Raw genomic sequence first — 20592 nt, 5'->3', positions numbered from 1 at the left:
GATCGCAGTTACAGCCTTTGCAGATAGGGCCCGAGCGTGATCAGCGCCACAGCTGCGATGGCAAGCACGATGCCGGTTGCCTGTAAGGCATTGACGCGCTCGCCGAAGAAGACCAGCGCCACCACATTCACCGACACCAGCTGGATCACCGCCGACAGGCTGAACGACACCGACATGCCGAATTCACGGATCAGCCTCAGCATGATCAGATTGCCCAGCGAATAGAGCGCCAACGTCAGCACAATCTTGCCGAGGCTCGGCGCCAGCCCCCACTGTTTTGCGGCCATCGCCGCCAGCAGGAAGATCACCGTCGAAACGCAGAGCTGCCCAAGTCCCCAGAAACTCACTTTTGTTCCTCCCGATGCGGTCCCTACGCGCCTGCCGCAGCTCTTGTTTCCGAAGCGCCGGTCGCGGTCAAGCGGGGCCGATGTTGGATACGAAATCGCAGGCGGCAATTAGCCGGCATGTCATCAAACTGTGACCTGCCGGCGATACCGGATTGGCCAGGCAACACGCTCCAGCAATCCATCCAGCCAGAGGCAGGCCCAATGACCGAACATCGCTCCCCTGACGCCCATTTTCGCACCAGCCTGCTCGAGGAAAACGATGGGCCAGGAGCCAATCCCACCGACAACCGCACCATGGGTGAGATCATCGCCGCGCGGTTCTCGCGCCGCGGCTTCCTCAAGGGCTCGCTTGCCGTCTCGGCCATAGCCGCTACCGTCAGCCCGCTGGCGCTGATCACCGCCGACAATGCCCGCGCCGCCGAAGGCTCCGCCTTCGCTTTTGACGAGCTCGAGGCCGGCATCGACGACAAGCATCACATCGCACCCGGCTATGACGCCGATGTACTGCTGCGCTGGGGCGATCCGCTGTTCGCCGATTCGCCGGAATTCGATCCGACAAAACAGTCGGCGGAAGCCCAGGCCAGACAATTCGGCTACAACAACGACTATGTCGGTTATATCCCGATCGACGGCTCGGCCGAGCACGGCCTGCTGGTCGTCAATCACGAATACACCAATCCGCACCTGATGTTTCCGGGCCTCGTCACCATCATCGATGGCAAAGCCAAGCAAGCACCCCTCAGCAAGGAGCAAGTGGATGTCGAGATGGCCGCGCATGGCGGCACTATCGTCGAGATACGCAAGGTATCAGGCAAATGGCAGGTCGTTCGCGACGGCAAGCTCAACCGCCGCATCACCTCCAACACCGAGATCGCGCTCTCCGGCCCGGTCGCCGGCCACGACCGCGTCAAGACCAGCGCCGATCCGACCGGCACGAAGGTCATCGGCACCATCAACAATTGCGCCGGCGGCGTCACGCCGTGGGGCACCTATGTCATGGCCGAGGAGAACATCCACGGCTATTTCTCGGGCGAGCTGCCGCAGGGCCACAAGGAGGCGGCCAATTACAAGCGCCTCGGCATTCCCGAAGGTGCCTATGAATGGGCAGCGCATTACGGCCGTTTCGACATCGGCAAGGAGCCTAACGAGCCGAACCGCTTCGGCTGGATCGTCGAGGTCGACGTCCTGGATCCGACTTCGGTGCCGAGGAAGCGCACCGCGATGGGGCGCTTCAAGCATGAGGGCGCCGAATCGATCGTCGCCCAGGATGGCCGTGTCGTCTTCTATCTCGGCGACGACGAGCGCTTCGACTATGTCTATAAGTTCGTCACCACAGGCAAGTTCAATCCGGACAACCGCGCCGCGAACATGGATTTGCTCGACGACGGCACCTTGCATGTCGCCAAGTTTGCCGACGACGGTTCGGTCGAATGGCTGCCGATCGTCTTCGGCCAAGGGCCGCTGACGGCGGAGAACGGCTTTGCCAGCCAGGCCGACGTGCTGATCGAGACGCGCCGCGCCGCCGACCTGCTCGGCGCCACCAAGATGGACCGCCCGGAAGACATCCAGCCCAATGCCGCCAACGGCAAGGTCTATGTCATGCTGACCAACAATTCGAAGCGCGAGGCCGACCAGGTCGACGCTGCCAATCCGCGTGCCGAAAATGCCTTTGGCCACATCATCGAGATCGTCGAGGACGGCGGTGATTTCACCGCGACAAAGGGCAGGTGGGAAATCCTGCTGAAATGCGGCGATCCCGCTGTGACCGACGTCGGCGCCACCTTCTCGACCGCAACCACCGCCAATGGCTGGTTCGGCATGCCGGACAATTGCACGGTAGATTCGGCTGGTCGCCTCTGGGTCGCCACCGACGGCCAAGGCCCGAAAGCCACCGGCCGCACCGATGGTCTGTGGGCTGTCGATACGGAGGGGACGGCACGGGCGACATCAAAGCTGTTCTTCCGCGTGCCGATCGGCGCCGAAATGTGCGGTCCCCTGTTTGCGCCGGACGACCAGACCGCCTTCGTTGCCGTCCAGCATCCGGGCGACGGCGGCGAGGACTGGGAGGCTTTCGGCCGTCCGTCCTACTATGAGGATTTGTCGACGCGCTGGCCCGACTTCAAGCCGGACATGCCGGTGCGCCCGGCGGTCGTTGCCATCACCAGGCAAGGCGGCGGCAAGATCGCGGTCTGACACGCAGCAAGGTCTTGCAGTCTCAAGGAAGGATTTCGGCCATACGAAATCCTTCCTTCCGATACGGGATGCATCCATGCTGCGCATCATGCGCCGACTAATCATTCGGTGCGCTGAACCACGGCCACATTCATTGTGCTTCGCAACCTGAAGCCAATGGACTCGTATAACGCTATGGCCGCGGCGTTGCTGGCATAGGCGTGGAGATAGGGAACTTCGCCGCGCGCCACTATCCGGTTTGCCACGAATAGGGACAGCAGCTTTCCTAGGCCACCGCCGCGAAATTCCGGATGTGAGCACACCCCGCTGAGTTCGGTATAGCCAGGTTGCTTCATGCGCTCGCCGGCCATTGCCGCAAGCCTGCCCTCGATTTTCACACCCCAAAAATCGCCCAGGCTCAAGGCTTCGAGCGTGAATGGGCCAGGCTTGGTGAGCAATGCCAGGGCGAGCATCTCAGCAGCATCGTCTCGGGTCAGACGTTGCACGCGCGGGTCGGAGACGATCTGCAATGGCTGCTCGGCGATCATCTGAACCCCGGCTGCGGTCGAAGTCGCGAAAAGCCCCGTGGGCAGAGCAATCGCGTCCGCTTGAAGCAGGATCACACTCTCGCCCGGGGAGACAAGGTTTTCGAGCGCCCGCAGGCTTTCCGGGTCGTCCGCGCCAGTGGCGGCGAAAGGGACGATCGACGGCCGATATCGCATGGCGAGGTTGTCACCCTCCGCGAAGGCCCGATGTCGCGTCTGAAGCGCGCTCCAGATAGGGCGGTCGAGCAGATGTCTCATTGCGCGGCACCCTCAGGCTTATTTACACGACGGTCGGGAGGGGCAGCGGCGAGGCCGTCCTCGATGGCAGCCAGCTGCTCAAGAAGCGGCCCCGAAAAACCTGCGCACAAATCCGCGACCACGTTCTCGATGCAAGGCCAGACGTCGCGCTTTGCGACATCGACCAGCCGCCGGCCGTCCCGAGTAAGCGAGACGATCCTGCGCCGCTGGTCATCGGTCGACGGACTGACCTCGAGCAGTCCCAATCCGGCCAGAAGCGAGACGCTTCGCGTCACACCCGGCTGCGCGATGCCAAGGGATTGCGCCAGTTCCCCGACCGACAGCGGACCCAGCCTGTCGAGCGCGGCCAGCAGCGGGTATTGGCTCGCCTGAACCGGGACATCCAGCCTGTCGAGCAGGCGCTGCGCCTCCGCTTGCAGTTGCTCGCCTATACGCTTCAGCCTGCTGCCCAGGCACAGGAAGCCAAGCGATCGTATGACGTCTTCCATAGGTCGATTCATCCCATGAACATCGATAACATGATATATAACAATGCATGAAAAGCAAGATCGAGGCATTCAAGCGCGGGTTCCAGGCATCGGGCGTATGTCGCCTTCGGCAAGGAAAGGTCGATCGATAAGGCTGCTTCGCCTGGACGAGGCCCGTTCGATCAGTTGCGCAGCCGGTAGCCGGTCCTGAAGATCCAGGCGACGATCGCTATGCAGATGAGCAGGAAGACCACCGTCATGCCGAGGCTGACGCCGACCGAAACGTCGGACTTGCCGTAGAAGCTCCAGCGGAACCCACTGACCAGGTAGACCACCGGGTTGAACAGCGTCACCGTGCGCCAGATGCCGGGCAGCATGTTGATCGAATAGAAGCTGCCGCCGAGGAAGGTCAGCGGCGTGATGATCAGCAGCGGCACCAGCTGCAGCTGCTCGAAGCTCTTCGCCCAGATGCCGATGATAAAGCCGAACAGGCTGAAGGTCACCGCCGTCAGCACCAGGAAGGCGAGCATCCAGAACGGATGCTCGATCGTCAGCGGCACGAACAGCGCGGCCGTCGCCAGGATGATCAGGCCAAGCACGATCGACTTTGTCGCCGCGCCCCCGACATAGGCGATGACGATCTCCAGATAGGACACCGGCGCGGACAGCAATTCGTAGATCGAGCCGACGAATTTCGGAAAATAGATGGCGAAGGAGGCGTTGGAGATCGATTGCGTCAGCAGCGACAGCATGATCAGCCCCGGTACGATGAAGGCGCCGTAGCTGATGCCGTCGATCTCGGTGATGCGCGAGCCGATGGCCGAACCGAAGACGACGAAATAGAGCGACGTCGAAATGACCGGCGAAACGATGCTCTGCAGCACAGTGCGAAGGGCGCGCGCCATCTCCACCCGATAGATCGCCCATACCGCATGAAGATTCATGGCCGCGCGCGGGTTCATGCCGGTTTCCTCACCAGATTGACGAAGATCTCCTCGAGCGAGCTGTTTTCCGTATCGATGTCGCGGAACTGGATGCCGGCCGCCTCGAGCTCGCGGATCAGCGAGGCGACGCCCGGCCGTTCGCTCTGGTTGTCATAAGTATAGGTCAGCTGTCCGCCATCCCGCGAAAGCTCCAGCGCGTAGTGCGAAAAAGCATCGGGAACGGTGGCCAGGGGACTGCGCAGTTCCAGCACAAGCCGTTTGCGGCCAAGCTTGCGCATCAGCTCGGCCTTGTCCTCCACCAGCACGATCTCGCCGCGGTTGATGACGCCGACGCGGTCGGCCATCGCCTCGGCTTCTTCGATGTAATGCGTGGTCAGGATGATGGTGACGCCGTCTTCGCGCAGCCGGCGCACCATCGCCCACATGTCCTGGCGCAGCTCGACATCGACGCCTGCCGTCGGTTCGTCGAGGAACAGGATGCGCGGCTCGTGCGACAGCGCCTTGGCAATCATCAGCCGGCGCTTCATGCCGCCGGACAGCGTGATCGCCTTGGCGTCCTTCTTGTCCCAGAGCGACAGGTCGCGCAGCACCTTTTCGACGAACGCCCTGTCCGCCGGCTTGCCGAACAGGCCGCGGCTGTAGTTAACCGTCGCCCACACGCTCTCGAAGGCGTCGATGGTCAGTTCCTGCGGCACCAGCCCGATCAGACTGCGCGCGGCGCGGTAGTCGCGGTTGATGTCATGGCCGTCGACGGTGACGGAACCCGACGAGCGGTTGACGATGCCGCAGACGATCGAGATCAGCGTTGTCTTGCCGGCGCCATTCGGCCCGAGCAGCGCAAAGATCTCGCCGCGCACGATGTCGAGATTGATCTCCTTCAGCGCCTTGAAGCCGGTGGCGTAGGTCTTGGTGACGCCGGAAATCGAGATGATCGGCTGCATGGCTGAAAACGACTGCTTGAAACAGAGTTGTTGATTTAATCCGCTGAATGTCGGTTCGCAAATCCGGATGTCAATGGCGCTCCTGACAGTTCTGGACATCGAGGTTCGCCGGAATAGGCAACACCTGCCCGGTCGTCCAGCCAAATTCCACGCAAAAGCAGATTAACCGCACTGCGGCGTTCCGCCTCGCGGCGGGACGCCGCTTTGACCGTCCGGTGCATCAAGCCTATCCTTCAACAAACAAGCAGCAGCCGGAGCCGCCATGGACCCGCTCATTCTGTCGCGCATACAGTTCGGCGCGAACATCTCGTTCCACATCCTGTTCCCGGCGATCACCATCGCGCTCGGCTGGGTGCTGCTGTTCTTCAAGCTCCGCTACAACGCGACAAACGATTCCGCCTGGATGCGCGCTTATTTCACCTGGGTTAAGGTATTCGCGCTGTCCTTCGCCATGGGCGTGGTTTCCGGCGTCACCATGAGTTTTCAGTTCGGCACCAACTGGCCGGGCTATATGGAGACGGTCGGCAACATTGCCGGCCCGCTGCTGGCCTACGAAATCTTGACCGCCTTCTTCCTCGAGGCGGCGTTCCTCGGCATCATGCTGTTCGGCTTCCGCCGTGTCTCGAACCGCGTCCATACACTGGCGACGGTGCTGGTGGCCGGCGGCACCACCTTGTCCGCCTTCTGGATCATCGCACTCAATTCGTGGATGCAGACGCCGGCCGGTTTCGAGATGCGCGATGGTGTTGCGCACGCCACCGACTGGTGGGCCGTTGTCTTCAATCCGTCCATGCCCTACCGGCTCGTCCATATGATGCTTGCTTCGGGCCTGACCGTCTCGTTCCTGGTCGCCGGCCTGTCGGCGCTGCGCTATCTCTACGGCGATCGCTCGGAATCAATGTGGAAGGCGCTGCGCACCGGCGTCTTCACCGCCGCGATCCTGATCCCGATCCAGATCTTTGCCGGCGACCAGCACGGCCTCAACACGCTGGAACACCAGCCGCAGAAGATCGCCGCGATGGAGGCCAACTGGAACACCGGTCCCAACGTGCCGCTGGTGCTGTTTGCGCTTCCAGATGAAGCGGCCAAGGAGAACAGGTTCGAGCTCACCATTCCCGACGGCGCCAGCCTCATCCTCAGGCACAGCGCCGGCGGCATCGTACCGGGGCTGAACGATTATACCGGCAACCATCCCCCGGTATTTCCGGTGTTCTGGGGCTTTCGCATCATGGTCGGCACCGGCCTCCTGATGCTCGCCGTCTCCTGGTCGGCGGCCTTCTTCCTCAAGCGCCGCCACGGCCTGCCCAAGCCGCTGGCGCTTGTCATGGTGCCGATGGCGCTGTCCGGCTGGCTGGCGACGCTGGCCGGCTGGTACACCACCGAGATCGGCCGCCAGCCCTGGCTGGTCACCGGCGTGCTGCGTACCGCCGATGCTGTCGGGCCGGTCGCCGGCAGCCATGTCGCACTGTCGCTCGCGGTCTATCTCATCCTCTACGTGCTGCTCTTGATCGCCTATCTCGGCGTGTTGGTGCATCTGGCATTGAAGGCGGCGAAGGATGGTGACACCTCGCCGCTGCCGGGCGTCATGAACAGGCCGCTGTCGCAGCCGGTTGCGCAACCGGGAGAAACATCATGAGCTTCGACTGGCCGACCCTGCTGCCTCTGATCTTCGCCGGCCTGATGGGCCTCGCCATCCTGATCTACGTCATCCTCGACGGCTTCGATCTCGGCATCGGCATCCTGTTCGCCGCAGCCGAAGACACCGAGCAGGATACGATGATCGCCGCCATCGGCCCGTTCTGGGACGCCAACGAGACCTGGCTGGTGCTGGCGGTCGGCTTGCTGCTGGTCGCCTTCCCATTGGCGCACGGCACCATTCTGACGGCGCTCTACATTCCGGTCTTCGTGCTGCTGGTGGGCTTGATCCTGCGCGGCGTCGCATTTGATTTCCGCGCCAAGGTGCCTGCCGGCAGGAAGCACCGCTGGAACCGCATCTTTTTCCTCGGCTCGGTCATCGCGTCGCTGGCGCAAGGTTATATGCTCGGCGTCTATGTGCTTGGCCTCGACGTCGGCCCTGGCGGCGTCGCTTTCGGCGCGCTGGTGGCGCTCTGCCTTGCCGCGGCCTACGTGGCGATGGGAGCGGCCTGGGTCATCTACAAGACGGAAGGCGATCTGCAGAAGAAGGCGGTGCTGTGGCTGCGCACGGCGTTGGTGCTGACCGCGCTCGGCATGGTCGCGGTATCGCTGGCCACGCCCTTTGCCAGCGCGCGCATCTTCGACAAATGGTTCGTCTGGCCGGCCATGCTCTATTTGTCGCCGCTGCCGACCCTGTCGGCAGTGCTGTTCCTATGGCTGTGGCGCCAGACCTTCCATCTGCCGAAGCCCGACGACCGCCACGCGCTGCTCCCGTTCCTGACATTGGCCGCGATCTTCACGCTCGGCTTTGCCGGCCTCGCCTGGTCGTTCTACCCCTTCGTGGTGCCCGACCGGCTGACCATCTGGCAGGCTGCTTCGGCACCCGAAAGCCTGGCCGTCATCCTGGTCGGGACGGTCGTCGTGCTGCCGATCATCATCTTCTATTCGTTCTTTGCCTACCGGGTGTTCGCCGGCAAGGCGACGGATCTGACCTATGACTGACCGGCATCGCCGTCGCAGCCTGAAACAGAATATTCATCTTCAAGCGGAATAACCTTCTCTGGCCGGCCCAGCAGAATCGCCGGCAAGAAGAAGGGCAACAGAATGAACCCCTTTTCTGCGGCAGGACAGGATCGGCTGCTGCTTTTGCTGATCCGGACGGTCGCGCTGATCGGCGCACTCGCGCTTGCCGGCCTGCTGCCGGCCATGCCGCAGGCGCATGCCCAGGACGCGGCCAACTGGACGGGCGTGTGGGACACGAAGTGGCGCGGCGGCGGCGCCCAGATCAAGTTCGAGCAGACGGGCACTGACGTAAAGGGCGTGTACCCGCTTTATAACGGCCGTATCGAGGCCAAGGCCGAAGGCGACAAGCTTGTCGGCCACTGGTTCGAAGGCGACCGCCAGGGCGCCTTCACCTTCGTCCAATCGCCTGACGGCGGCAGCTTCATGGGCCGCTTCGATGCCGCCACCGCCGAATGGTGGACAGGTGTGCGCGTCAGCGCCGTCGAGGACGTCCGTGTCGACCAGTCGAGCCCGATGAGCACCATGCGCTCGTTCCTGCAGACGATGAACGAGAGCGGCGCCGACAATGTGCCGCGCGCCACCGGTGGCGGCATGGGTCTTGCCGGTCTGGCAGCGGGTCTCGTCGACGTCACCGAGGCCGACCGCGGCGGCCTCAACATGCCCGATTACACCAAGCTTCTGTTCACCGTCATCGACAACGCGACGTTCCGTCTGTGGAGCCTGCCGCATGATGCGATTTCCGGAGACGAGGTGACGGCGACGCTGCCGCAATACGGCACCAGGATCTCCTTCGACGTCACTTTTCGTCGCAAGAATGGCGACTGGTTCATCGTCGGGCCGCCACTTGCCCAGCTCCAGGCCAAGCTCGCCGAATTCCAGGAAGCGCGCGGGGAAGCCGTCGACATGGTCGATGATCCGAGCAGGCTCGCCTCGCCGCGCGACACGTTCAAGGTGCTGTTGAGCGGCCTCACCGAGGCCGGCGATCCGGCACAGGCGGCGCTCGACCTGCGCAACTACAGTCAGGCGGTGCGTGGCGACGAGGCGTTCCTGCTCGAGCGCTATCTCAAAAAGGTCATCGACCGCATCGGCTACGTCTATTGGCAGGAGATCCCCGACGATCCGAAGAGCAACACCCCCTTCGTCTATTTCGAGCATCCCGCCGGCAACATCGTCATCGGCCCGGTCGAGACTGAGAAGGGCAAGATCTGGCAGTTCACGCCCGAGACGCTCGCCCACATCCGCGCGCTCTACGCCGATGTCGAAGACGTGCCGGTGGCGCCGGAATTCGCCGCCTTCGCCAGCACCGACCCGTTCTTCATCGCCGTGGCCTCGCCCGCGAGATCAGCCCCGGCCTGCTCACCCGCGCCGGCCCGATGGAGCGCTGGCAATGGTCGATGCTCGGCCTTGCCGCACTGGCCGGCATCGTCTTCGGCTTCATCGCCAATGCGCTGATTTCCTTGTTTGTGCGAAGGACGGACAGCCCGGCCTTCTTCCGCATTGTCGAATGGGCGGTGCGCTCGATCGTGCTTGGCTTCTTCCTGCTGTTGACGCTGCGCCCGCTCGGTCTGCCGCAAGTGGTCGCCGCCCCGGTCAAGGCAATCGCCTGGAGCCTGGTCGTGATCGGCGCCGTGCCGGTGGTCTGGCACCTGATCGGCAAGGTCGCCGACCATTACCGTGGACTGTGGCAGGTGCCCGGCTATCACGACACGCTGATTTCGCTGTCCACCGGCGTGGCGCGCGTCGCCGTGCTGGTCGTCGCCTTCCTGCTGCTGGCCGAAGTGCTCGCCATCCCCTACGAAGGCGTCATTGCCGGTCTCGGCATCGGCGGTCTGGCGGTGGCGCTGGCGGCGCAGCCGACGCTGCAGAACTTCCTCTCCGGCCTGACGCTCTATGCCGACCGGCCGGTCAGCGTCGGCGACTTCTGCAAGTTCGGCGACCAGTCCGGCACGATCGAGCATATCGGCATGCGCTCCACCCGCATCCGGTCGCTCGACCGCACGATCATCTCGGTGCCAAACTCGGATTTCGCCGGCATGCAGATCGAGAACTACGCCCATCGCGACCGCACCAGGTTCGCGACGACGCTGCAGCTGCGCTACGAAACGACGCCCGATCAGCTACGTTACGTCCTGGCCGAGCTGCGCAAGCTGCTGATTGCCCATCCGCGCGTCATCGATGAGCCGTGCCGCGTGCGCTTTGCCGGCTTCGGCGCCTATTCGCTCGATATCGACGTGTTCACTTATATCAAAACCGCCGACGTGGCCGATTTTCAAGCCATCCGCGAGGACATCCTGTTGTCCATGATCAACATCATGGATGATGCCGGCGCGCAGTTCGCCTTCCCTTCGTCACTGGAATACAGAGCCACCGACCTTCCGGTCGACGACGAAAAACGCATCGCCGCGGAGAAAAGGGTCAGCGATTGGCGCGAGACGCAAAATCTGCCTTTCCCCGACTTCAGCCAGATCGACAAATTCGCGTTCAACAACACACTTGCCTACCCGCCTGAGGGCTCGGCGCATTATCGCGAGACGGAGCCCGACCCGGACTCGGCCGAGGCAAAGGCGACGCTGGAGAAGGTGCGCTGGAGCCTGCCCTGGAAAAAGGGGGAGTAGTGCGAAGCGCGGAAACTGCTGATCTCCCCCCTCGAGGGGGAGATGTCGCTGAAAGCGACAGAGGGGGTCGCCGCGCGTGGAGTGCCAACTTCGTCTTCCTCGATATGCCGGACCGCGTCGCGCAACCGAACCGACCCCCTCTGGCCTGCCGGCCATCTCCCCCTCAAGGGGGGAGATCAGCAGGCCCCCCGCAAAACTCAGCTCTTGTTGGCGGCCAGCACCAGCACCGGCTTTTCGCTGTAGAGGTTGGGGAACAGCCGCTTCAGATTCTCGACCTTGGGCAAATCGTTGTAGACGATATAGGGATAGGTCGGGTTGAGCGTCAGAAAGTCCTGGTGATAGTCCTCGGCCGGATAGAAGGATTTGCCGATCTCCAGCGTCGTCACGATCGGCTTGGGAAACACCTTGGCCTTGTCGAGCTGGGCGATGTAGCTTTCGGCGATCTTTTTCTGTGCGTCGTTTTCGGCAAAGATCGTCGAACGGTACTGGGTGCCGCTGTCCGGGCCCTGGTAGTTCAGTTGCGTCGGGTTGTGCGCCACCGAGAAATACACCTGCAGCAGCTGGCCGTAGGTCACCTCGGACGGCTCGTAGGTGATCTCGACGGATTCGGCATGGCCCGTCCGGCTGGTGCCGACCATTTCATAGATGGCCGTGTCCTTGTCGCCGCCGGTATAGCCGGAAACGGCGCTGGTGACGCCCTTGACGTGCTGGAACACGCCTTGCACACCCCAGAAGCAGCCGCCGGCGAAGACCGCCTTTTCGGTGCCGGCGGTGGCCTTCTCGTCCAATGCCGGCGGCGGGATCACCACCGCGTCTTCGGCCGAGACTGCCGGCGTCTGCCAGAGCACGGCCGCGGCGGCCGTGAGGATGAGCGCGGCAAGTGCTGCTTTTGCGAAAATCGACGATCGTTTCAGGGCTCCGGTCATGTCTGATCTCCCATGATGCTGGTGTGGATTATACGACGGATAGGTCCGCCGGGCTCTCACATTGCTGTGCGCATCGCCTATTTGGCCGGAGCCATGGCATCGCAGGCCTTGGTCGCTTCGGCTTTCTTCATGGCGTCCGTCTCGGCGGCGGCCTTGGCCATGCAGTCGGCCTTCATCGGATCTGTCGCCTTCATCGCGGTCGTGGCCATCGCGTCAGCCGCCATGGCGCCGGCCGGCTTCATTGCGTCCGTTGCCGGTTTCATGGCGTTTGTTGCCATGGCGTTCGCCGGCTTCATCGCATCTTCGGCCCGCGCCGCGCCTCCTGCGAACAGCGCCGTCGAGCAAAGTGCGAAGGCGAGTGCCGCCAGGGTCGGGCGATTGGTCAAATGATTGGTCATGATGATCTCCTAGGGTTTGGCAGGGGTTGACGGCATGCAGCGGCGCCGCTGCGGCGTTGCGCAAATTTCGGAACGGGTTCTAATTCGCTGCGGCAGCGAGGATCGGCCCGCCGCCCGGCACCTGCACCAGCACCGCTGTGCTGAGGCCGCCCGTCGCCGCCGGCAGCGGCAGTGCGGTGGCGTCGCCGGTCCAACTGCCCAGCCTGGTCAGCGAATGCACGACATTGGCGTGCGGCAGCGTGCGGCCGGTGTTTTCTCCGCGCGCCACCGGCACCTCGACGACGCCCTTGCCGTAACGCACCAGCCAGACATCGGCCCTGCCGCCGGGCACCGGACCGGCGCCGATGCTGACCTTTCCGCCGGCGAGCGACAACGAAGGTCCGTCAGCGTGGCCGCCGCTCGAAATCAGCTGCTCGATCTCGCCCGGCCTGGCGCCGACGGCATCGGCCCTGCCGTTGACCACCACTTGCGGCGTGAACGGGCCGGAACGGCCGAGCGACGGTTCATAGCGGACCTGGCGCTGCGTGAATTCTTCTTTGCCGAATGTGTCCTTCCAGCCGAGATAGTCCCAGTAGGTGACGTTGAAGGACAGCGCCAGCACGCCGGGCCGGTCCTTGACCTTGATCAGATTGGCGTTGGCCGGCGGACAGGACGAGCAGCCCTGGCTGGTGAACAGCTCTACGACGGTCAGCGTCTGGCCGGCGGCCGCGCTGGTTGCCGACAGCACAGTCGCGGAAAACAGTGCCGCGGCGAGCCCCATCAGGGCTGTGCTGCGTTTCGATCCGGTCATCGCTGTTCTCCTGTGCGGTTCCATGTCCACACTTCGCCGCCGACACACGGTTCGTTACAGCATCACCGCTTCGTGATCGTTCGCAGCTCTCCCTTCTCCCCTTGTGGGAGAAGGTGGATCGGCGCGAAGCGCCGAGACGGTTGAGGGGTGCTGCAAGAAATGAGGCGTTGGCGTTCCCTGGAACACCCCTCATCCGACCGAGCTTCGCTCGGCCACCTTCTCCCACAGTGGGCGAAGGGAAGACGGTCGCTCGCAACCAACACGCCACCTGGTGTGACCGGGCGGCGGTGTGATGGACGGGCAGCCTAAGCGGGCCGATATGCCCTCGCATTCAGCTGCGGCGGCCTATTGTGTCAACAGCGTTTCCAATGCCCGCTGATTGAAGGCGCACTTGCCGGTTACTGTGTAGAAAAAGTCCGCGTTGGAATCGGTGATGGTCGGAGATGTCGGCACCGACGATCCCCCGTCTTCCCACGCTTGTGTGCTGGTCTGGCCGCACGGCACCAGCATAAAGATATCGACCGTTTGGCCACTGGCGATCTCGACGCCGTTCGCGTAGAGGCGGTTCGATGTTGCCGGATCGTTCGATTTGAGCACCGTTGGATTGCCTGACGGGACATCCATCTGCAGATATAGCTGGTCCATCTGGCTGACGTCGATCACCGCGCCGGCACCGGTCGCGGGATACATTGTGTTGACACAGGTGGTCGCGTATTTCCTGCCGTATGAGTCGGTCTGGACGATCGTGGTGCTAGGCAAGCCGTAGAAGCTGAGCACCGTGGTGGTCGTACACACCTGCTGCTGGACCATAGTGATCGTCGCTCCGTTGATGGTGGAGACGGTCGCCGTGCCATAGCCTTTCGGATCGCCATAACCGTTGTATGTGTAGGTGATCTTCATCAGCTTGTTGGCCACCGTGTCCCCGAATTTGGTGCCGTAGAGCGTCATTGTCTTGCCCCACCAGCCCGAGACCTTGGTCACCTTGAACGTGGCTTGCACCAATGCCGGCCGCTTTGTCACTGCCGACGCAACGCCGACCTGCACGGTGTTGATCCTGGCGATCTGCATGAAATTCGTCGGCATGGCAAAGCCGGCCGAAGCCTTGATGCTGGCGGCGCCGTCGGTGGCGACGACGAAGCTGTCGAGCTTGACCGTGCCTTGCCCGCCATTGGCCAGGTATGCCTCCTGCAGTTTTACCTGGCGGTCCGCCAGTGAGGTGTCCGTCGAAAGCGTCGTGATCGACAGCGACGCTGCATCGAGGGCGTTCTGCATCGATGCCCTGGTTGAAACCGCAGAGGTATAGTCGATGGAAAAACCCAATGCGGCAACCATCGGGATAAGCAAGATGGCGAGCAATGGCGCGAACGAGCCGCTCACCGATTTGAGAAATTTGCGTGCTGACAACGGCATTCCGATCCCCCCGAAACGGCGATGGCCAGTGGCTATCACGCCGGGCGCGAACTATGCTCTAATCTCATGGATCAAAGTTTAACGACTTTGCCGCCCCGCCGCCGCACCCGCGCCCCGCCGCTTGCCGATGTAGCGTGCCCCTGCTAAAGCGCGCCGCATGACCACGCCGATCAAAAACATCCGCAACTTCTCCATCGTTGCCCATATCGACCATGGCAAATCCACGCTTGCCGACCGGCTGATCCAGTCGACCGGCGGGCTGGAGCTGCGCGACATGAAGGAGCAGGTGCTGGACTCGATGGACATCGAGCGCGAGCGCGGCATCACCATCAAGGCGCAGACGGTGCGGCTGAAATACCACGCCAACAATGGCGAGGACTATATCCTCAACCTGATCGACACGCCCGGCCATGTCGACTTCGCCTATGAAGTGTCGCGCTCGCTCGCCGCCTGCGAAGGTTCGCTGCTGGTCGTCGACGCCTCGCAAGGCGTCGAGGCGCAGACGCTGGCCAATGTCTACCAGGCGATCGACAACAACCACGAGATCGTCGTGGTGCTGAACAAGGTCGACCTGCCCGCCGCCGAGCCCGAGCGCATCCGCGAACAGGTCGAGGAGGTGATCGGCATCGACGCCTCCAACGCCGTGCTGATCTCGGCCAAGACCGGGCTCGGCATTCCCGATGTGCTGGAGGCGATCGTCAACGATTTGCCGCCGCCGCGCGAGGGCGACATCGCGGCCCCGCTGAAGGCGATGCTGGTCGACTCCTGGTACGATGCCTATCTCGGCGTCATCGTGCTGGTCCGCATCATCGACGGCGTGCTGAAGAAGGGCCAGACCATCCGCATGATGGGTACCGGCGCCAGGTACCTGGTCGAGCGCACCGGCGTCTTTACGCCCGCCCGCATCAATGTCGACGAGCTCGGCCCCGGCGAGTTCGGTTTCTTCACCGGCTCGATCAAGGAGGTTGCCGACACTCGCGTCGGCGACACCATCACCGAGGACAAGCGGCCGACGGCACAGGCCCTGCCCGGCTTCAAGCCGGCACAGCCGGTGGTGTTCTGCGGCCTGTTCCCGGTCGACGCCGCCGACTTCGAGGATCTGCGCGCCGCCGTCGGCAAGCTGCGCCTCAACGACGCCTCCTTCTCCTTTGAAATGGAAACCAGTGCCGCACTCGGCTTCGGCTATCGCTGCGGCTTCCTCGGCCTTTTGCATCTGGAGATCATCCAGGAGCGGCTGGAGCGCGAATTCAATCTCGACCTTATCGCCACCGCACCTAGCGTCGTCTACCGCCTGCTGTTGAACGACGGCACTGTCAAGGAACTGCACAACCCGGCCGACATGCCCGACGTGGTCAAGATCCAGGCCATCGAGGAGCCGTGGATCCGCGCCACCATCCTCACCCCGGACGACTATCTCGGCGGCATCCTGAAACTCTGCCAGGATAGACGCGGCATCCAGGCGGACCTGTCCTATGTCGGCAAGCGCGCCATGCTGATCTATGACCTACCGCTCAACGAAGTGGTCTTCGACTTCTACGACCGGCTGAAGTCGATCTCCAAGGGCTACGCCTCCTTCGACTATCACCTCACCAACTATCGCGAGGGCGACCTGGTCAAGATGTCGATCCTGGTCAACGAAGAGCCGGTCGATGCGCTGTCGATGCTGGTCCACCGTACGGCGGCGGAAAAGCGCGGCCGGCAGATGTGCGAGAAGCTGAAGGAGCTGATCCCGCATCATCTGTTCAAGATCCCGATCCAGGCGGCGATCGGCGGCAAGGTCATCGCCCGCGAGACCATCTCGGCGCTGCGCAAGGACGTCACCGCCAAATGCTACGGCGGCGACGTCTCACGCAAGCGCAAGCTGCTCGACAAGCAGAAAGAGGGCAAGAAGCGGATGCGGCAATTCGGCAAGGTGGATATTCCGCAGGAGGCTTTTATTCAGGCCTTGAAGATGGGCGATTGATCTATCTATTGTGATGACATCGGAGGGGGATGTCATGAAAATAGAAGAGCTTGTTGCAGCACTTGGGAATAATCGCTCGCTTTTTCACTTCACCGACGGGCGAAATCTGCCGTCGGTATCACAACACGGCCTCCTTTCTCTCCGGGAACTTCGCCGGCAGGGAATAAAAATCGAAGCTCCGGGAGGAAATGATTGGAGTCAGGATTCGGCTACGCGGAGAGGGCTCGACCAATACGTCAACCTAGGTCTACGCGATCGGCATCCAATGGAATACGTGGCGACCAAAGAAGGGCGTGTCAAAGATGCCAAATACCTTCAGGTTAAACTAGAAGTTTTGATGAGCCCAGGGATAAGATTTACGGCAGATGTTTCGAACAAGGCTGGCGTACCATTGCTCACCTGGGAGGAGGCCCAGAATGCCTTTGACTGGGAGATTTTGTATACGCACACTGACTGGAAGGACCCTGCAATTCAGCAGAGGCTACGCCAAGCTTCAAAGTATGAAGTCCTCGTGCCCGACAATGTACCTATCCACCTGTTAAAAAACATCTGATGGCCACGCGCCCCATATTTATTCCGACCACAAACGGCACTCAACTGTTTGAGACTAGAAATTTTGAATTTCAATGGCACCCTGGCTTTGCCGAAAGCCAGAAGCGGAAGAACATCCACGCCCTCCATGGGGCGGCAGCCACTGCGGGGCTTCGAAGGATCCTAGAGATCTCGACAAAATCTGAGGAGGAGGTAGGACGACGGCTAAGCGCGTTTAGCTTAAAGTACCAACTGGGTGAAAAGATCATCCCCATGGAGTCATTATATCAGGGGAGCAAGGTTTTTACCGGCGGCGGCCCCTATCATGACATCTATCTTAAAACGCCTATAGAGGCCAAACGCGATCCGCGACTGAGGACATCTGGCAGCATCGTGCGGTTTAAAATCGAGACAGAAGAATATCCTTCGTCACCATCGAACGCGTTCTACGATTGGATATATATCCGCTGCCTATATCAACATGAAGAATTCCTTTTGAGAAATCTTTCATCCGTCGACGGATTCTCAGATATAGAGTTCAATCCCGACCGGTCAATAAATTGCCAAGCCAGAGCGCTCGCGGTGCTAATGTCTTTGGCTACAAGAAATCGTCTAAAAGAGGCAGCAGGGGATTTCGAGTTTTTCCGATCGGAGATCATCCATACATTCTCTACACTGTGAACCGAGCCGATCTTAAGCACTACTCCGCAGCCTGTGGAATGAAGTCAGGATAAATTTCATTAAGATAATGGACAGCCTCGTCATCAGTAATGGCGATATTTAGCTTGTCTCGAACAAATTGATGCCGACCGATGCAATCGTGTAACAACTGGCGCCATGTCTTAATCCACACTTTGCCGTTGCCTTCTTTGAAAATGTGAGCGCATCCTGGTGCTCGGTCATTTGAATTGACAAGCGGATCGAGATCATCCGCAACATCAGTGCCGACTAACCAGAAGGACCATTCGACATTTGTCTTGCGATATCTCGTGTCCCTCATTATCGCGCCTGCGTACTTCAGCAATTGCCCAAAATCATTATAACCCAGGGATTTGCTTGCTCGCTTCAATTCGACAATAAGGTGATGGTCATCATCACGGCCGCTCCGCTTGTTTGACTGGCAAAGCAGCAGGTCAATCCGCGCGTTCTTTCCACCAGAAACCAATACGGGTTCCAGTATGCGGGTATCTATCTTTAGTTGCCTTAGATGCTCACGTAGTGCGTTCGTCAACGAAGATTCCGATTGACCTAACGTGAATTGTTCACCGAACAGCCAAGGGTTACGCTCTACGATCTGATGAATATGCTGGCGTTCCTTCATCGTCGATCTAGTCTCTTCAGAGCAGACAAGGGACCTCAGACCTATGGCGGTGCTAATGCGGTGTTCGACAAAAGAGACGGCGTCCAAAATATCCGATAGCTTGGTCTTGTCGAGCAGCATAGAAAACTGCTTCTGTTTTTCTTTAGAGAGATTGAGCACCTCTGACAGGAGCCGAGAAATCTCCTGCGGTCGTTCCTCAATCGCCTCCCGTAGCAGCCGAAAAGACAGGGCTTTGGTCATACGGCTTTGGTCGTCGAAGCCTTTCACATGATCGTTGATCGTTACAGCGCACATGTTGAATATTCGTTTAGCTTGTTTTGTAACTGGCGATATTTCGTTGTCTCTGAATGGATAGACGTCCTCGTTTTTCCATTTTTGAATTAAAGAGGAGGCTTTTTCTTTTTCCCGTTTTCGGAAATAAATCGAGAGATGCTCGCGAGCCTCCTTAACTAACTTGACTAGACCTTCTTCCATATCCATATCGGCCAAAGAGCCGGTCTGGAGTTCGCCAAAGTGAGGGCTTTTAAGATATGCACCGAAGTCGAACCCTGGAGCCCTGACCTCTGGCGCACGTTCCGATAATGTAAAGCCAGTTTCATCGCACAGATACAATGCCCGCCCCAAGGGCATGTTCCACTCGATGATCTCGAGCTCGGCGTAAACCTTCTTTCCACCTGAGAGCGTAAAGGGTCCTAAGTGGGTCTCACTCGATCTGTTGACAATTTTTGTTACATCTATTGACTGGTCGTCGTATACGACTGAAACAGCTCTATATTTATTTAGATATGGCGCGAACACCCGAGCAAGGTCGTCAGCCCGGCCTCTCGTAAAAAAACTCTCAACTCGTGAGAAAATATTATCGACGGAAACCGTTGTGCCGGTCGATTGTTGTGTCGATATGTCAACGTCGCTTACTTGAAATTGTCCAAGGGCATCATGGTTCGCTACGATGTTGTAGCTTTTATAGTCGTTTCCATCTTTATAAGTTGTGTTCTAACTGACAATCTCGCCCAAGGATAGGGCTCTAAAGCGACCTTCGCCATTCCTGCCTTGTAACAGCCGTTGCTTTTCGTGTGAGCGTGTAGCCTTAAGTTTCCAAGAGTTTCCGAGCTGGGAGAATAGGTGCTGAGTTGCTGTGTAGGGTATTCCAGATCCGTCATCGGTGAAGATCACACGCTGGACCGTTCCAAGCGCGTTTCGTTTGATAACAATTTTTATTGAGTTCGCATCCGCATCGAATGCGTTTGAGACGATTTCTGCAACAGCCCTTATCGGAGTGCCTGAGACCAGACGCTTCCAAAAATCTTGCTGAGCCTTGACCTCGATTGTTTCAGACACGGCGTTTATCCAAAGCGCGATACAAGTGTGCTTCAATCTTAGCTAGAATGGCAGGAAGTGCTATTCATTTCCTTATAGGCCTTGTACTTCTCAACGGCACTCGTGCCGGCCATTTCCCGTGCGGTTGGGTTGTGCGGAAAATTGACGGCGCGATACGTTCGCATCAAGGCGCGTGGCTTTATGAACTTCGAACGCCCTGAGCTTGCGAAGCGCCGGTCAACGCGCTCCCCTAGTTGCAGCGGCCGCCATTGGAGAACGCCCTATCCTGAAGTATCCTTAAGCTTGGAAAGGGAGGTCTAAATGCGTCCCGCCAATCCTGCTATCTTCGACACCATCGCCGCGATCGGCCTCGCCATCGGCGGCGCTCTGGGCCTCGCCGGCACCTTTGTCGGGAGCGCCGAACTTCGCGAAACGCTCTGGACGATCGACGGCGTGGCGCTCGTGGTGGCGACCGCGCTGTTGACGATGAAATATCAGCGCCAGGGCAATGACTGCGTGGCGGCTGGATTTTTGACCTTTCTCGCCGGCGAAAGCCTGCTGCTCTCCGGCGATGCGGCGGGGCTTGAGGCCAGCGTGCCCTCCTATGTCGGCGGTATCGCGCTTTGGGCGGCGGCGCTGGTCATGGTCAGCGCGCCGAAAACCTTCGCGCTGTGGATGCGGCTTACCGCTGTCGTGGCGGCTGTGCTGTTCGTCGTGTCGGCGGGCCTGATCCTGTGGGGCGCGCCTTTGCTGCCGACCTCGGCGCCGCTGCCCGCTGCCGGATATCCCTTCCTGGTGCTCACATTCATCGGCTGGATCTGGACGCTGCTGAAGCCCGATCGTTGAGCCCGGTCGGACCGCCCCTCTCCGGCCGCTTCGCGGCCACCTCTCTCCCACCTTGTGGGGGCGAGGAACCCAGGTCTTGTGAGGCTGCGGCGATTGGCATTTCCTCGCCCCACGGAGTGGGGAGAGGTGGTTTGCGAAGCAAA

20 protein-coding genes are annotated in these 20592 nt (G+C 60.7%); 9 read left to right on the top strand and 11 right to left on the bottom strand.

Annotated elements, in window-relative coordinates; all coding sequences use genetic code 11:
• Nucleotides 1-8: 8 nt before the first annotated feature.
• Complete coding sequence (locus NKI58_RS11670; RefSeq protein ID WP_023679017.1) at nt 9-347, bottom strand: hypothetical protein; 339 nt, start codon at nt 345-347, stop codon at nt 9-11.
• Nucleotides 348-548: 201 nt separating this feature from the next.
• On the opposite strand from NKI58_RS11670, the gene NKI58_RS11665 reads away from it, so the two are divergent.
• Nucleotides 549-2540 (top strand): PhoX family protein, encoded by a 1992-nt coding sequence (locus tag NKI58_RS11665; protein WP_352787044.1) that lies wholly within the window; start codon nt 549-551, stop codon nt 2538-2540.
• A 101-nt stretch (nt 2541-2641) separates the two neighbouring features.
• Here the strand turns inward: NKI58_RS11665 and NKI58_RS11660 are convergent, their stop codons facing one another.
• From NKI58_RS11660 to NKI58_RS11645, 4 genes are all read right to left on the bottom strand, one after another.
• Nucleotides 2642-3322, bottom strand: a complete 681-nt coding sequence (locus NKI58_RS11660; RefSeq protein ID WP_352826798.1) for a GNAT family N-acetyltransferase — start codon at nt 3320-3322, stop codon at nt 2642-2644.
• Entirely contained in the window at nt 3319-3810 is a 492-nt protein-coding gene (locus NKI58_RS11655) for a MarR family winged helix-turn-helix transcriptional regulator (protein ID WP_352575302.1), read from the bottom strand. Before NKI58_RS11655 ends, NKI58_RS11660 begins: the two co-directional genes overlap by 4 nt.
• Nucleotides 3811-3971: 161 nt before the next feature.
• A complete protein-coding gene (locus tag NKI58_RS11650) occupies nt 3972-4733 on the bottom strand; it encodes an ABC transporter permease (RefSeq protein ID WP_352575448.1) in 762 nt (253 codons plus the stop codon).
• Between the two features lie 14 nt (nt 4734-4747).
• On the bottom strand, nt 4748-5674 hold the full coding sequence (locus NKI58_RS11645) for an ABC transporter ATP-binding protein (RefSeq protein ID WP_352787049.1): 927 nt from the start codon (nt 5672-5674) through the stop codon (nt 4748-4750).
• Nucleotides 5675-5936: 262 nt separating this feature from the next.
• Between NKI58_RS11645 and NKI58_RS11640 the strand changes: the two genes are divergently transcribed.
• The 4 genes from NKI58_RS11640 (at nt 5937) to NKI58_RS11625 (ending at nt 10947) form a co-directional block, all read left to right on the top strand.
• Nucleotides 5937-7310 (top strand): cytochrome ubiquinol oxidase subunit I, encoded by a 1374-nt coding sequence (locus NKI58_RS11640; RefSeq protein WP_352787050.1) that lies wholly within the window; start codon nt 5937-5939, stop codon nt 7308-7310.
• Entirely contained in the window at nt 7307-8311 is a 1005-nt protein-coding gene (locus tag NKI58_RS11635; protein ID WP_352787052.1) for a cytochrome d ubiquinol oxidase subunit II, read from the top strand. Before NKI58_RS11640 ends, NKI58_RS11635 begins: the two co-directional genes overlap by 4 nt.
• Nucleotides 8312-8413: 102 nt before the next feature.
• Nucleotides 8414-9784 (top strand): hypothetical protein, encoded by a 1371-nt coding sequence (locus NKI58_RS11630; RefSeq protein ID WP_352853218.1) that lies wholly within the window; start codon nt 8414-8416, stop codon nt 9782-9784.
• Nucleotides 9727-10947 (top strand): mechanosensitive ion channel family protein, encoded by a 1221-nt coding sequence (locus NKI58_RS11625; protein WP_352853216.1) that lies wholly within the window; start codon nt 9727-9729, stop codon nt 10945-10947. Before NKI58_RS11630 ends, NKI58_RS11625 begins: the two co-directional genes overlap by 58 nt.
• A 197-nt stretch (nt 10948-11144) precedes the next feature.
• Here the strand turns inward: NKI58_RS11625 and msrA are convergent, their stop codons facing one another.
• From msrA to NKI58_RS11605, 4 genes are all read right to left on the bottom strand, one after another.
• Nucleotides 11145-11873, bottom strand: a complete 729-nt coding sequence (gene msrA, locus NKI58_RS11620; protein ID WP_352591685.1) for a peptide-methionine (S)-S-oxide reductase MsrA — start codon at nt 11871-11873, stop codon at nt 11145-11147.
• A gap of 77 nt (nt 11874-11950) precedes the next feature.
• Complete coding sequence (locus NKI58_RS11615) at nt 11951-12271, bottom strand: hypothetical protein (protein WP_352853213.1); 321 nt, start codon at nt 12269-12271, stop codon at nt 11951-11953.
• A gap of 79 nt (nt 12272-12350) precedes the next feature.
• Complete coding sequence (locus NKI58_RS11610) at nt 12351-13061, bottom strand: DUF1223 domain-containing protein (protein ID WP_352571560.1); 711 nt, start codon at nt 13059-13061, stop codon at nt 12351-12353.
• A 345-nt stretch (nt 13062-13406) separates the two neighbouring features.
• A complete protein-coding gene (locus NKI58_RS11605; protein WP_352787057.1) occupies nt 13407-14471 on the bottom strand; it encodes a TadE/TadG family type IV pilus assembly protein in 1065 nt (354 codons plus the stop codon).
• 157 nt (nt 14472-14628) lie between these two features.
• Here NKI58_RS11605 and lepA point away from each other — a divergent pair, with 157 nt between their 5' ends.
• The 3 genes from lepA to NKI58_RS11590 are packed head-to-tail and all read left to right on the top strand — an operon-like array spanning nt 14629 to nt 17646.
• On the top strand, nt 14629-16434 hold the full coding sequence (lepA, locus tag NKI58_RS11600; RefSeq protein ID WP_352571558.1) for a translation elongation factor 4: 1806 nt from the start codon (nt 14629-14631) through the stop codon (nt 16432-16434).
• 34 nt (nt 16435-16468) lie between these two features.
• The gene (locus NKI58_RS11595; RefSeq protein WP_352787059.1) at nt 16469-16987 is read left to right on the top strand and encodes a DarT ssDNA thymidine ADP-ribosyltransferase family protein; all 519 of its coding nucleotides are present in this window, start codon (nt 16469-16471) and stop codon (nt 16985-16987) included.
• A complete protein-coding gene (locus tag NKI58_RS11590; protein WP_352787061.1) occupies nt 16987-17646 on the top strand; it encodes a DarT1-associated NADAR antitoxin family protein in 660 nt (219 codons plus the stop codon). Before NKI58_RS11595 ends, NKI58_RS11590 begins: the two co-directional genes overlap by 1 nt.
• Before the next feature lie 19 nt (nt 17647-17665).
• Here NKI58_RS11590 and NKI58_RS11585 read toward each other — a convergent pair whose 3' ends face one another.
• Both NKI58_RS11585 and NKI58_RS11580 read right to left on the bottom strand, forming a co-directional pair.
• The gene (locus NKI58_RS11585) at nt 17666-18910 is read right to left on the bottom strand and encodes a PDDEXK family nuclease (RefSeq protein WP_352853211.1); all 1245 of its coding nucleotides are present in this window, start codon (nt 18908-18910) and stop codon (nt 17666-17668) included.
• A gap of 369 nt (nt 18911-19279) precedes the next feature.
• The gene (locus NKI58_RS11580) at nt 19280-19624 is read right to left on the bottom strand and encodes an ATP-binding protein (protein WP_352787065.1); all 345 of its coding nucleotides are present in this window, start codon (nt 19622-19624) and stop codon (nt 19280-19282) included.
• Between the two features lie 300 nt (nt 19625-19924).
• Between NKI58_RS11580 and NKI58_RS11575 the strand changes: the two genes are divergently transcribed.
• On the top strand, nt 19925-20449 hold the full coding sequence (locus tag NKI58_RS11575; RefSeq protein ID WP_352787067.1) for a hypothetical protein: 525 nt from the start codon (nt 19925-19927) through the stop codon (nt 20447-20449).
• The last annotated feature ends 143 nt before the right edge of the window (nt 20450-20592 follow it).

It is taken from the genome of Mesorhizobium sp. M0522, from assembly GCF_040321085.1.
Lineage (GTDB): Bacteria > Pseudomonadota > Alphaproteobacteria > Rhizobiales > Rhizobiaceae > Mesorhizobium.
This window is presented reverse-complemented; position numbering and strand designations above follow the sequence as displayed.

Excerpts from the sequence above, each read along its gene's own strand:
- NKI58_RS11665 (WP_352787044.1), top strand. The coding sequence starts at position 549 with ATGACCGAACATCGCTCCCCTGACGCCCATTTTCGCACCAGCCTGCTC.
- NKI58_RS11660 (WP_352826798.1), bottom strand. The coding sequence starts at position 3,322 with ATGAGACATCTGCTCGACCGCCCTATCTGGAGCGCGCTTCAGACGCGA.
- NKI58_RS11655 (WP_352575302.1), bottom strand. The coding sequence starts at position 3,810 with ATGGAAGACGTCATACGATCGCTTGGCTTCCTGTGCCTGGGCAGCAGG.
- NKI58_RS11650 (WP_352575448.1), bottom strand. The coding sequence starts at position 4,733 with ATGAATCTTCATGCGGTATGGGCGATCTATCGGGTGGAGATGGCGCGC.
- NKI58_RS11645 (WP_352787049.1), bottom strand. The coding sequence starts at position 5,674 with ATGCAGCCGATCATCTCGATTTCCGGCGTCACCAAGACCTACGCCACC.
- NKI58_RS11640 (WP_352787050.1), top strand. The coding sequence starts at position 5,937 with ATGGACCCGCTCATTCTGTCGCGCATACAGTTCGGCGCGAACATCTCG.
- NKI58_RS11635 (WP_352787052.1), top strand. The coding sequence starts at position 7,307 with ATGAGCTTCGACTGGCCGACCCTGCTGCCTCTGATCTTCGCCGGCCTG.
- NKI58_RS11630 (WP_352853218.1), top strand. The coding sequence starts at position 8,414 with ATGAACCCCTTTTCTGCGGCAGGACAGGATCGGCTGCTGCTTTTGCTG.
- NKI58_RS11625 (WP_352853216.1), top strand. The coding sequence starts at position 9,727 with ATGCTCGGCCTTGCCGCACTGGCCGGCATCGTCTTCGGCTTCATCGCC.
- msrA (WP_352591685.1), bottom strand. The coding sequence starts at position 11,873 with ATGACCGGAGCCCTGAAACGATCGTCGATTTTCGCAAAAGCAGCACTT.
- NKI58_RS11615 (WP_352853213.1), bottom strand. The coding sequence starts at position 12,271 with ATGACCAATCATTTGACCAATCGCCCGACCCTGGCGGCACTCGCCTTC.
- NKI58_RS11610 (WP_352571560.1), bottom strand. The coding sequence starts at position 13,061 with ATGACCGGATCGAAACGCAGCACAGCCCTGATGGGGCTCGCCGCGGCA.
- NKI58_RS11605 (WP_352787057.1), bottom strand. The coding sequence starts at position 14,471 with ATGCCGTTGTCAGCACGCAAATTTCTCAAATCGGTGAGCGGCTCGTTC.
- lepA (WP_352571558.1), top strand. The coding sequence starts at position 14,629 with ATGACCACGCCGATCAAAAACATCCGCAACTTCTCCATCGTTGCCCAT.
- NKI58_RS11595 (WP_352787059.1), top strand. The coding sequence starts at position 16,469 with ATGAAAATAGAAGAGCTTGTTGCAGCACTTGGGAATAATCGCTCGCTT.
- NKI58_RS11590 (WP_352787061.1), top strand. The coding sequence starts at position 16,987 with ATGGCCACGCGCCCCATATTTATTCCGACCACAAACGGCACTCAACTG.
- NKI58_RS11575 (WP_352787067.1), top strand. The coding sequence starts at position 19,925 with ATGCGTCCCGCCAATCCTGCTATCTTCGACACCATCGCCGCGATCGGC.